Here is an 11,838-nt window from a genome sequence, read left to right as displayed (position 1 = left end):
ACAGCGCCTTACTTCTTGCGGATTAAATATATACCATCGCGCACACTCAACATTACTTTTTCAATGCCTTCGGTGTTCATTACCTTTTGATTAAAGGCAGCGATCGCCTTTGCATTTTCATTGGAAATGGGACGCTTAAATATTTTATGGCGCCAGAAGATGTTATCGACAAAAATCAGGCCTCCAGAATGCAGTATGCGCAGCGCTTCGTCAAAATAAACCCCATAGGACGGTTTATCCGCATCGATAAAAACAAAATCGACAGAGTTAGCGGCAATTTTTTGCAATGTTTCAAGGGCTGGCTTCAACTCCAGGCGAATTTTGCGGCCATGGGGGCTTTGGGCAAAATAGCGTAAAGCGATTTCCGCATAGGTTCTGCTGGCCTCACAGGTCACCAGGTGGCCGTCAGCGGGCAAGGCCTCGGCAATCATCAGGGCCGAAAAGCCGGTAAATGTACCGATTTCAACAGCTAAGCGGGTTCCCGATGCTTTAACCAGAAATTGCATCAAGCGGCCTTCAACCTGACCGATACTCCAGCGCGAGCGACCGGTAAGGGCCTCTGTCTCTTCTAAAAGCTGGGTCAGCAGCGGCGAAAGCGCATCGGTATGCGCCGCGATGTATTCGTCGATTGGAGTGTCCTGATTTTTTGCCACGTGACGCTTCTCGATGGTTAAGGTTTAAATTGGCCGCCCAGCCAGGTCATAAGATATTGAGCCGTATTTTCCGCGCCATCCAGATTAATCGGTATCTGTTGGGTGGGCCGGGGCTCGAGCAGCATTTCTTGAATATAGCGGCTGAGAACCGTGGGTTCAATATCTTTGTCATGTAGTGATTGCATGGGTATATATTTATTTATTTTGGCAACCCGCAACGGTTGTTCCTGCTGCTTTGCGTACGGAAAAATCAGTGCAGGAACCCGTGCGGCCATGATGTTCATGCAGGTGTTGTAGCCGGCCAGGCTGACGGAGAGATCAGCTGCAGATAAATAGTCTAAAAACCGCTTGGTATAGTAGCGAACACGAATGCCATTGACGGCTTTGGCCGTTAGGCGCTTAAACTCTTCGGGTTCGCGGAAAGGACCGCTAAACATTTCAATTCTGATTGGTTCTTTTTGGGTTAACAAGGGGTAAGCTTCCAGAACACAGTCCAAAAGCGCATAGCCGGATCGGCCGCCACCGGCGCTGACGACAATGAGCTTATCATCCGGACCGATACCCAGCTCGTGTCGCAAGTGCTGACCGGCCACCGGGTCGGCTTTTGGACAAACAAAACCGGTATACACCGTTGGGATGCGGATGTCATCCATTCGACTGAAGGTCTCATCGAGGCTGAGCAGCTGGTCATCCGAGTGTACCAATAACAGATGAAAATAGGTGTGCAGTGAATTGATGACCCGCTCTTCATAAAATTCCTGCTTTCTTTTTTCAACCAGAATGTCCCGCAGACTGCACACCACCTTTATATCACCGAAGCAGCCTTGGTGGATCGAGTCCAGCAGGGGCTCAAGCTCAAAACCAAAAACCGAGCGCCCGAAGGGATACAGCTCGATCATAAAAATATCGGGCTGGTGTTGTTCGAACAAAGAGATTAAAATTTCTCGGCGCTGGCGCTGAACAGACGCAACGGATTGATCTGCATCTTCGGCCATCAGGGTCGTAAATTGCTCATCCATGTATAAACCGGGCAGGCGGACAAGCGAAATGTGTTCGGGTAGATCAACATCAACCTCGCGGCCTCCTGCAATCAAAATGACCTGATGCTCGGAAAACGCGCGGGCAAGCTCCAGGCTGCGGAACAAATGCCCCATCCCCCAGACATATTGGCAGTATAAGATGATTTTCATTATTGTTGATGTAAGAGCTTCTTTGCCTTTTCGATATTGGCTTGCACGTCTCGGTTTTGCGGGTCCAATGCCATCACTTTTTGCCATTCAACTACGGCAGAATCATAATCACCCTGCATGGCAAAGATCACCCCTAAATTATTGCGAGCTTCGATATCATCAGGATCGAGCTCAACGACTATTTGATATGCCCGCTCGGCTTCTGCAAGCATATTTTGCTTTTTATACATATTGCCGAGGTTAAAATGCGCATTTTTAAATCGCGGATTAATGTCGATTGTTTTGTTATAGGCTGAAATCGCTTCGGAAACAAAACCCTGTTTATCTAAAATGACGCCCAGGTTGTAATGTGCCTTATAATCTTTAGGATTTAGTTCCATCACTTTTTTCACTTCCCGCAATGAGGCTTCGATCATACCTTTTTCCTGGTAGACCCGGGCCAAATTACCGTGTGCCCTGACACTGTTGGGCTCAACTTCAAGCGTCTGGGTCCAGAGGCTATAACCATTCTTCCAGTCCCTGTTGCGGTCAACAGTAATAATGGCCCAAAACACCACCAGACACACAACGATGGCGATCCTTATCAGCGGTGATCGCGTAAAAGAAAGACGATTTAAACCATATTCCAGAAAAATGGATAGGACCACACAGAAGCCGAATAACGGGATATACAAATAGCGCTCGGCAAAGGGATTATAGATTTGAATTAAATTAAATACGGGAAATAGCGTCAGAAAAAACCACCATATCCCGAATGAAGTCGCCCTTGAGGTTTTAAACATGAAAAAGCTGAAAATCACCACAGCCGCCACAATGATTAAAGCGATTAGGGGTAAAAGATCAAAAAACCGGGTGGGATAGGCAAACACATAATCGGCATTTAAATTGAGCGGAAACAGGCTCAGCTTGATGTATTTAAAAAAGATAACGGGCAAATAGAGAATCCGGTCAACCAAGCGTCCCCAGATCTGGGTTTCAACTTCCTCCAGATTATAAATGGCAAAAAACCGCAGCCATAAATAAAATAGACTGATCCCCATAAACCCCAAATAATAGATTAAGCGTTCCTTGACGACCTGCAGCACCCACCTTAAGGTTAGGTTTTGCGAAAAAGGTTTTCTGAGGGTGAGATCATAAACCACAGCGATGACCGGCAAGGTTATGGCCATTTCTTTTGACAGCAGCCCCAGCAGAAAAAAAAGCAGTGTTAAAAAAAAGAAAAAGACATTGCGCCTGGGTGCTGAAGTCTTCAACTTCATATATAACAACAGGGCCAGAAAAAAGAAAAAAGCGGTAATGAGGTCTTCATTGTATGAAATACTGTTTACCGCCTCGGTGTTGACCGGGTGACAGGCAAACAACAAACCGGCGATCGCAGCCGGTCTTTTATGCTCCAGAATAACATGGGCCATCAGATAAACCAGAACGACATTTAGCATGTGCAGGATCACACTGGTCAAATGGTAGCCAAATGGGTTCAAACCAAAAACGGCGTAAAGCAAATAGTAGGACAGCGTCGCCACCGGTCGATAACTGGCTTCCCCGCCGGATATCTTAAAATAGGATGAATTATAAAATGAAGACAGATAATTGTCGAAACGCTTGAGGTGCACATTTTCCACTATGGTGCCCAAATCGTCGTAAACAAAACCATTCGACAGCGAATTAGCATAAATAACAGCGCTGACACAGGCCAGCAGTAAAATGGGCACCCAATGGGTTGTTTTTGTTTTTTCAATTAACTGATTTGACATGATATCACTATTAGGCGGGCAAAAAATAGCGGTTTGTGTCAATGCTCGCCTGAAACCAACCGCTCAAGCCACCGGGCCGTGTGGTTAGCACCGTCTAAGTCAACATCAAACGACGCCGACGAGTTCTGAGCAAGGCTGCGATCCATCAATTGCCCCAGCCGTTGGGGTGTTAAATCCTGCTGGTTGATCACATTTAACGCACCGATTGCGGCCAACTTGTCGGCCCGCATGACCTGCTCCTGATTTTGAGAAAATGGCCATACCAGCGCCCGAACACGGGTTGCTAAAATATTCATACTGGTGTTATAGCCGGCCATACTGACAGACAGATCAGCGGCAGCCAGATAAGGCAAAAATTCCGTGTTAAACCTTCCAACAAACACCCGTTTGCTCGCCTGGCACCTCAATGATTCAAAGTCCTCTTCGGGAATGTAGGGGCCGGTATAAACCCGCAGGCAGTTTCCATTGCTATCGGGCAGTTGCTGAAATGCCTTGACAACCGTCTCAAGCAGAACGCTGCCGACGCTGCCGCTGCCGGCACTGGCGATGATCAATTTTTGCTTGTCATCCAGACCCAATTGGGCTCGGGTTTTCTTGCGCGCCCCTGTCGGGCACGGCTGGGCAATGAAGCCGGTATAAACAATGGGAATCTTAAGATCATCGCTGCGGAAAAAGGTCTCCTCTAACTTAATCAGTTTCGGATCCGAATGCACCAGAACGGCATCAAAAAATTGATTCAGCGTTTTTAACGCCCGGTCTTCATGTCGCCGCTGATCCTCCTTTTCAACCAGGATATCGCGCACGCTGCATATCACCCTGCAGGGAGCCACTCTTTTTTCAGAGATAGCCTCAAGAATGGGATCCAGCTCTAAGCGAAATGCTTTGCGCCCAAAAGGATACAGCTCGACTAAAAAAATATCCGGCTTTTCCGCTTCAAAAAGCGCAAACAGATCCTGCTTGCGCCGCTCGATGATTTGCGCGACGGACAACTGCTGATCGGAACTTAATAGGCCTTTAAAGCCGCTGTCCATCTGCAACTCCGGCAGATGAACCGACCGGACGTGTTTGGGAAGATCCACCGCCATGGGCGGGCCGCCGGTAATGAGCACAACCTGATGCGCGCTCAAAGCCTTACAAATTTCCAGGGACCTGAACAGATGCCCGATTCCCAGGACATGCTGACAATAAACGAAAATTTTCATCGGCAACGCTTTCTTAACCTCCCAGGTGATGCGCGGTTCAGATCGGCATTTTATTCCATCTTCCTAAATACGGCAAACTCTGCTATAAAAATGAGGCCCTTATCTGATCTTTGGACGACATTTTAGATGAAAATTCCTGAAAAGTTTAGATGGGTTTAAAGGAAAACCATAATTGAAAGCAGATCAAATTAAAATAGAAAAAATAAAACTTCAGCACATCGACCATTTTGCGCGTCAGGCGCTCAAGCAAACGCCATACCAGACAGGGGTGCCCATATCCCGACGCCGTGCGTTATCCCAGCTAAATAATCCTTACGGCCGCCCCGAAGATGTGTCTTTATTGGTGGCCCTGCATGACAACAACTGCATCGGCTACCAGGGTTTGCTTCCCGGATTATTGTCCCACCATAACGAGCTGAAAAGAATTCACTGGTCAAGCGCATTTTTCGTGTCTCCCGATTATCGCGGCACAGGTGTTGCCGGCCGTCTTTTAGAGGAAATCAAAAAGCTCAACATCGATTTTCCGGTCACCCGGATGACCGCAGGCGCGCAGCAAGCCTATCTGAAAGCCGGGTTTAAAGAACTCGGCCATCTGACCTACTACCAGTTAAGGCTGGAAAAAGTTCGCAAACTGGAAGACATACGACAAGATGCGCAAGCATCATTGGATGCCGGCAGCAATGCAGACGCGCTTTATCAGCAGTCAAAAAACATTCTTTACCGCCGGTTGTTGTCTGATTTACATCCGCAAAAAGACCCTTTTGAACATAAAAGCGTTGCGCAAATCAGCCGACAGGCAGAGCCGACGATCCGCAAACAGATGAACGGCCCTCGATTTTTCCGCGGCATCGAAGCCATTAACTGGATGCTTAAATATCGCTGGCTGATATCGGCCGCCCATGAACAGACAGAAGCCGAGCCCTATTATTTTTCGCTGGTCAGCGAGCTGTTCGACTATATTGCCCTGGAAATCTACTCAACGGATAGCAACGCGTTCAAAGGATTTTTGATTCTATCGGTCTTGACCAAAAAAGGCAGGACCTGGGTTAAAATTTTGGATTTTGCCTTCAAAAATCCCGCCGACGGCGACATAGCGGTTTATCTGGCCTTGCTTTACGCCCAAAAATTCAGCGCCGACCGGCTTGAATTTCCGGCCAGCCTGCTGGGTTATTTTGAAAGCCACCCCGACCTGCAGCCGTTGATTAAAGAACAGCAGCGTCTGTATTTGTTTTATCCCAAAAAGAAAGAAAGTGTGCTGGACGACTGTGTCGGCAAGATTAGTTTCAGCTATTGTGACGCGGACACAACCTTCACCTAGAACCCAAATTAAAAAAGCGTCTAAGGGCCCAGGACTGCGTTGCGATTTGATTTAAAATGCTCACGTACTACGTGTACGCTCCGCTTTTAAATCAAATCGACGTCTTGTCCTGAACCCTTATCCATTCTTTTAATTTGGGTTCACCTTTTTTATTTCAGAAATAAACAACCGGACCAACTTCAACTAAATACTACTACAAAAAAGCCAAATCGCAGCCTTTTGAGCACCTTAATTTTTTAACATCAGGTGCAAGATCCCGCTGTGTGGGAGCAGAAAATAACATGACCGGCACACACCGTGTATGCTCAACTTCTGAATCGGTTTGCGTCACTGAGAAAATAACTATTTAATTAAACTATCAATATCAATTCGGCCGGTAATTTCCGCTTTATTCTTGGGCCGGGCAGCAAAAAACTGCTCGAAGCCAAAGGATTTCAAAATGCGAACATATGTGTCGCTGTACTCATTGAAAGGAAAGCCGTAGCTTTTGGGCTGCATGTTTAAATTCTGATCAAACCAGCGCAGACAAAGTTCGGTATCATATTTGATATAATCCTCCCAGGCGGTCTGGGATCTGATAATCACTTTTTCACCATCCAGTTCAAAGCCTTTGAACGCCAGTTTGGAGCGGATGCTGAACGCTTCACGGTCCATGGCTTTCGCGGCGGGAATACGTTCAAGCTTCCAGGGGCTTAATGCTTTGCGCTTATGTGGCTGGGTGCGGGTTAGAATCACATCATGAAAATGGCTGTGGGCCCCGATTTCAACATTTGGCTGCCGGCTGATTTTCTGCAATTCGGCCAGGTTCATAAAGTGATCAAAGCGGCCCTCGGCAAAGGTGCGGAACATATATTTTTTGGATTTGATATAGGGCAGATACTGACCGCCAAAAACGGGCCTGGCGGTACCGGGTTTTATGAATGATGTGGTAATAAAATAGGTCAGCGTTACGGGATGATCTTTAAACAATTGAAAATAATAATACTGGGAAAAAAGGCCATCATCAAAGGTCAGCTGGTAGACGTCCAGATCCAGGTCAAAATAGGCTTTACGGATGTCGTGAATCGTTAGAATTTCCATTTCGTATTGCAATTATTTCGGTAACGTCAGGGCGTTGATCTGATCCAGTTGCAGGCCGCTGTTATGGATAACCAGCCAGTGTAAATGCCGGGATTCAATCAGTGACGCTTCACCGGGTTCATAGGGCCGGTTGCACAGACGATAAATCACATTTCTAATGACCCCTTCGTGGGTGACTACCAGAATGGCGCTGCCGGGCCATCTGCGGGCCGCATCCACCAGGGCATTATGGCTTCTTTGCCACACACTGATGCGATCCTCGCCTTGCGGCGGACAAAACTGCCAGCCGCTTCTTTGGGATTCAGCCAGCTTTGGCAATTCTTCAGTTTTTATTTTCTCAGCCGGTTTGGCAGTCCAATCGCCCCAATCCTGTTCCCTGAGCCGCGGATCGGCCTCAAAAGGAACCTGCAGGTGATGATTGATGATGGCAGCCGTATCAATAGCACGGCCCAGATCACTGATAATCATACGGTCCCAGGGAATGCGGCTTAACTCTAAACCCCAGCGATCGGCATCCTTTTTTCCCTTTTCCGTCAGCGGTGAATCCTGATGACCCTGAATCCTGCCTTCCCGATTCCAGGCAGTTTCAGCATGTCGTATGAGCCCCAGACGCGTTATGCTACGGTTATCCATGAAATATTAGCTTTCCAAGCGATTCAATTCAACACGGGCAAATCGCTTCCTAATTATAAATTGCTGCAAAGGCCCGTGGGTCGGACACAGGCGCATGGTCAATGGGTTTGATCAGCGGCTTGAATCAGGGTTTTCAGCACGCCTTCCATTTTCTGGTAGTTTTTATTCAGATCATGATTTTGCCAAACATACGATTGCGCGGCATTGCCCATCTGACGGCGCAGCTGGGCATCTTTTATGAGCCGGCTGATGGCTTCGGCAAACGGGCCGCTGGCATACATGGGCACCAGCAATCCGGTTTTTCCGTTTTGAACCGCTTCCGGAACACCGGCATTTTCAAAGGCCACCACCGGAAGCCCGCAGGCCTGCGCTTCAAGAAAAACCATGCCCAACGATTCCCGGATCCCTGGAAAAACAAACAGATCGCCGACGCTGTAATAGCGGTACATCTCTTTGCGCTCGATGCGGCCGACAAAATGAACGCGCTGCGGCAAATATTGATCGGCAAGCTGTTTTAATTTTTCCTTTTCTTTACCATCTCCGGCGATAACCAGCCACAGCGGATGGCCCTGCCGGTAAAGTTCACCGCAGGTCCGAATCACCCAGGTCAGGCCTTCGGTTTTGACATCCGGCCGGAACATGGCGGCCGTAAATACCACCGGGTCGTCACCAAGATTCAATGCGCGCCTGAGTTCTGCTCTGGCAGCGGCATCAAAGGAAAAATCATCCGGTATCAGACCCGGTGCAATATAGGTAATTTTTTGCTCGGGTATAAGACGTTTCAAATTGAGCAAATCACGCTTTTTATTGGTGAAAATATGTCGTGCAGCGCACAACGTGCGCCGGTTCAGGTAAAATCCGGGGCAGGTTTTCCAGGCGCGCTGTCGTTTGGTGGAATAAATACCCTGAAATATAACATAGGGGATATCCATCCGTTGAGCAGCCGCCATTCCCAAAAGATCCGGGGCTTTGTAATAGCTGTGGTAGGTAAACCACAGGTCCATGCCGGTTGCGGCGTTTTTTCGCACCACCCGTCGGATCTCCTGCAGCAGCTGCAGCCAGCGCAACGGTTTCCAGTAAATCCAGCGGCACCGAAAATCACTCATTGGAATCACCCGATGCCCCTGTTTATTCAGAAAAGAAAAAATGCCCGTTGCGGTGACCAAATCACCGGATGGATGGGCATGCGAAAGGGGTTTAAACGGTGTATAATAGCAAATGTTCATCCGGATGAAGCCCGCAGGGAGGCATTATTGAAGGCGGCTTCCGACGACAGTTCATGAGCGTCGGTTTTGTCCACTTCGATGCCTTCGGGAGTGACCAATACATCCAGTTCGGTGCGCTTCCAGGTTGCCCGGGCCTGCTCGATGGTATCTACCAGCGGTTCCTGGCAGTTAAATGAGGTGTTCAATAGAAGCGGGCAGCCCGTCTTGTCGCGCCAGGCCGTCAGCAATTTATAGATGAAGGTGTCGTCCCGGGCATCGACAATCTGAGGCCGGCTGGTGCCGTCCACCTGGGTCACCGCCGGAACCTGCTCGGCATCGGTCGGCACTATATAAGACATGTACTTGCTGGGCACACCCCAATCCCCGAGCACCATCGGTGCAAATGGACGGTACCACTCGCGATGCTTGACACGGTCGTTTAAACGGTCTTTTCCATCAGGGATTCGCGGATCAAGCAAAATGCTACGATGCCCCAAGGCGCGCGGCCCTGATTCGGCGCGCCCATAGCATAGACCGACACTTTTCCCGTCTTCCAGAAAGCGAATCATATCCGGGATCACATCGGTGCCCAGCTCGCCGGCATCGGTGCCCAGATACGGGCTCCATGCCTTCGGCACCCGCGGTCGATTCAGAACATGGTGCCAGACAAACAGGGCTTGGCCCAGACCGAGCCCGCCGTCGTGGGGCTGGGCCGGCACCCAGGTATCTTCAAACAGCCCGCTTTTATGCACCGCGGTATTGGCGATGCAGTTCATCGAGCAACCGCCCGTTAAAATAATATTCTTGGAAGGTTGCCACGATTTAACGCGCGCAGCCGCCTCCAGGTAATATTCGGTGGTCAGCGCCTGTAAAGATGCACACAGGTCCTGCGCAAATGGACTTTTTGGATCAAACTGCACAACCCTCAGTTCTCCGGATTCATCCCTTGGATACGGTGAAAACGGATGATAGAGCATTTGCTGTCTTAAGACGTCAATGATCTCCTGCCGCGGGGTGCCGTAACTGGCCAGGCCCATCAGTTTACCGGCGCCTTCCAGACGTTTCATTCCAAAATTATACTCACCGATGGAGGCCCAAGTTCGGCCGATGTTGAGCTGCAGGCGGCCGAGACCCTCATATCCCCAGCCGTATTCGATCAGCGGGATTTTGTTACCGCTGCCATAGGCCAGGGCGCACATTTTAAAATCCCCTCCCCCGTCTGCAGTCAACAAACAGGCCTCTTCAAACGGGGCGGTAAACAAAGCGCCGGCCACATGGGCCAGGTGATGGTCTACGGCATAGCCATTGTACCAGCGGCCAAACAGCCGGATGCGATGCTGGCTGTAGCGGTATTCAACCGGCCCGACCCAGCCTTCTTTGAGATATTGCGGATTGTCTTGATAGGTTTTGTCCTCTATTTCCCATTGGAATTGCCGGCCTTCTAAAGTCGGTCTTGTTTGGGGGTTGATCACGACCACATCTATGCTGTCAGGTGACCAGCCGTATGTTTCCAGGATCGGTTCGAGATCCATGACCCCCTGGTCATGTTTTATGCGGGTTAATCTTTCTTTTTCTAATGCAACAACCGGCTCTCCGTCTTCCAGCAGAACACAGTTGGCATCATGTCCATAAAATAGCGATAGAATCCTCATTTATCCTCCTGTCCACTCCAATTCATCGGCGCAGGCAACTATCAACATCTGTTGGCGGTCAGAATCAATCTATTTCAAAAAGTATAGAAATCGAAGACTTAGATGTCAAGCCATGGTTTGTCTTTTCGCAGATGGTATCGCCGGCATCCCGCATGGAACCGGTAACGTCACCTATGCTGGACGCATCAGGGTTAAAAAGTGTTGACCGAACTGCCTTAGGGCATATCCGGCGATTCCGCATTGCCCACGTGACAAAAGGACTTGATTTCTTTACGATAAATTTCGGCCAAGCCCTTTATCAGGGATCGGTTGTCAAAATCGCGCACCACCCGCTGTTGCGCTGCAGGTATCATTTTATGCCTGAGGTCCGCATCGGTCAGCAGTCGTCGCATGGCCCCGGCCATTTCCTCAGGGGCCCCGGGATCAACCAGCAAGCCCGTTTTTTCATGATCCACAAGCTCGGGAATGGCCGATATGTGAGTCGCCACTACCGGTACCCCCATGGCCATACTTTCAAAAAGGACATTGGGAATGCCATCTCGATCACCATTGGGTGCCACTTCACAGCCCAGCACGAAAAGATGCGCCTGACGGTAATGCTGCTGTACCACTTCATGGGGCTGAGTGCCCAACCAGCGGGTCTGGGCAACCAGATCCAGATCTTTTATGAGGGCCAAAATTTTTAGGCGGTCTTCACCATCACCGATGAGGGTATGCTCAAAAGAAATCCCTTTATCCTTTAGAATCTTCAGCGCCTGATAAACCGTTGGCAGCCCCTTTTTGGCAATCAAACGCGCCACGGTCAGGAGTTGATATGGTTCTTTGGCTTTGGTTGAATGATCAGCGATCTGAGAAAACAGCTCGGTATCGATGCCATGATAAACGCAGTAAACCGGGCGTTGGGCCCCATCAACCAGCGCCTTTAAATAACGGCGGTTGTATTCGGTGCACGTAATGACAAATTGGGCCAACGCCATTTTTTCTCGCAGCTGTCTAGGATCAGATGTATAGATGTCCTTAGCATGGGCGGTAAAACTAAACGGCAACCCACTGAGTATACTGGCAAACATGGCCACTGAAGCCGGCGAATGGGCAAAATGGGCATGCAAATGCAGGCTGGGGTGAGCGGGCAACAAAGACCGCACCAGATA

At 49.3% G+C, this 11,838-nt stretch carries 10 protein-coding genes; 1 reads left to right on the top strand and 9 read right to left on the bottom strand.

Annotated features, from left to right (window positions below; all coding sequences use genetic code 11):
* Positions 1-8 precede the first annotated feature (8 nt).
* The 4 genes from QNJ26_16380 to QNJ26_16365 are packed head-to-tail and all read right to left on the bottom strand — an operon-like array spanning position 9 to position 4,799.
* The gene (locus QNJ26_16380; GenBank protein ID MDJ0987120.1) at positions 9-653 is read right to left on the bottom strand and encodes an O-methyltransferase; all 645 of its coding nucleotides are present in this window, start codon (positions 651-653) and stop codon (positions 9-11) included.
* A 17-nt stretch (positions 654-670) separates the two neighbouring features.
* A complete protein-coding gene (locus QNJ26_16375; GenBank protein ID MDJ0987119.1) occupies positions 671-1,843 on the bottom strand; it encodes a glycosyltransferase in 1,173 nt (390 codons plus the stop codon).
* Entirely contained in the window at positions 1,843-3,597 is a 1,755-nt protein-coding gene (locus QNJ26_16370; protein MDJ0987118.1) for a tetratricopeptide repeat protein, read from the bottom strand. Before QNJ26_16370 ends, QNJ26_16375 begins: the two co-directional genes overlap by 1 nt.
* 38 nt (positions 3,598-3,635) lie before the next feature.
* The gene (locus QNJ26_16365) at positions 3,636-4,799 is read right to left on the bottom strand and encodes a glycosyltransferase (protein MDJ0987117.1); all 1,164 of its coding nucleotides are present in this window, start codon (positions 4,797-4,799) and stop codon (positions 3,636-3,638) included.
* A gap of 172 nt (positions 4,800-4,971) precedes the next feature.
* Here QNJ26_16365 and QNJ26_16360 point away from each other — a divergent pair, with 172 nt between their 5' ends.
* Positions 4,972-6,117, top strand: coding sequence for a GNAT family N-acetyltransferase (locus tag QNJ26_16360; GenBank protein ID MDJ0987116.1), 1,146 nt, complete (start codon positions 4,972-4,974; stop codon positions 6,115-6,117).
* Positions 6,118-6,459: 342 nt separating this feature from the next.
* Here QNJ26_16360 and QNJ26_16355 read toward each other — a convergent pair whose 3' ends face one another.
* The 5 genes from QNJ26_16355 to QNJ26_16335 all read right to left on the bottom strand — a co-directional run.
* Positions 6,460-7,197 (bottom strand): polysaccharide deacetylase family protein, encoded by a 738-nt coding sequence (locus QNJ26_16355; GenBank protein ID MDJ0987115.1) that lies wholly within the window; start codon positions 7,195-7,197, stop codon positions 6,460-6,462.
* A gap of 12 nt (positions 7,198-7,209) precedes the next feature.
* Positions 7,210-7,830 (bottom strand): histidine phosphatase family protein, encoded by a 621-nt coding sequence (locus QNJ26_16350; GenBank protein MDJ0987114.1) that lies wholly within the window; start codon positions 7,828-7,830, stop codon positions 7,210-7,212.
* Between the two features lie 98 nt (positions 7,831-7,928).
* Positions 7,929-8,936: a glycosyltransferase family 4 protein gene (locus QNJ26_16345; protein ID MDJ0987113.1), complete on the bottom strand. Its 1,008-nt coding sequence runs from the start codon at positions 8,934-8,936 to the stop codon at positions 7,929-7,931.
* A gap of 116 nt (positions 8,937-9,052) precedes the next feature.
* Complete coding sequence (locus QNJ26_16340) at positions 9,053-10,687, bottom strand: carbamoyltransferase C-terminal domain-containing protein (protein MDJ0987112.1); 1,635 nt, start codon at positions 10,685-10,687, stop codon at positions 9,053-9,055.
* 215 nt (positions 10,688-10,902) lie between these two features.
* A partial coding sequence (locus QNJ26_16335) for a glycosyltransferase family 4 protein (GenBank protein ID MDJ0987111.1) occupies positions 10,903-11,838 on the bottom strand: 936 nt, incomplete at its 5' end.

It is taken from the genome of Desulfobacterales bacterium, assembly GCA_030066985.1.
GTDB lineage: Bacteria > Desulfobacterota > Desulfobacteria > Desulfobacterales > JAHEIW01 > JAHEIW01.
This window is presented reverse-complemented; position numbering and strand designations above follow the sequence as displayed.

What these genes read in the sequence shown, in the direction of transcription:
- QNJ26_16375 (MDJ0987119.1), bottom strand. Translation starts at nt 1,843, where the DNA reads ATGAAAATCATCTTATACTGCCAATATGTCTGGGGGATGGGGCATTTG.
- QNJ26_16370 (MDJ0987118.1), bottom strand. Translation starts at nt 3,597, where the DNA reads ATGTCAAATCAGTTAATTGAAAAAACAAAAACAACCCATTGGGTGCCC.
- QNJ26_16365 (MDJ0987117.1), bottom strand. Translation starts at nt 4,799, where the DNA reads ATGAAAATTTTCGTTTATTGTCAGCATGTCCTGGGAATCGGGCATCTG.
- QNJ26_16355 (MDJ0987115.1), bottom strand. Translation starts at nt 7,197, where the DNA reads ATGGAAATTCTAACGATTCACGACATCCGTAAAGCCTATTTTGACCTG.
- QNJ26_16350 (MDJ0987114.1), bottom strand. Translation starts at nt 7,830, where the DNA reads ATGGATAACCGTAGCATAACGCGTCTGGGGCTCATACGACATGCTGAA.
- QNJ26_16345 (MDJ0987113.1), bottom strand. Translation starts at nt 8,936, where the DNA reads ATGAGTGATTTTCGGTGCCGCTGGATTTACTGGAAACCGTTGCGCTGG.
- QNJ26_16340 (MDJ0987112.1), bottom strand. Translation starts at nt 10,687, where the DNA reads ATGAGGATTCTATCGCTATTTTATGGACATGATGCCAACTGTGTTCTG.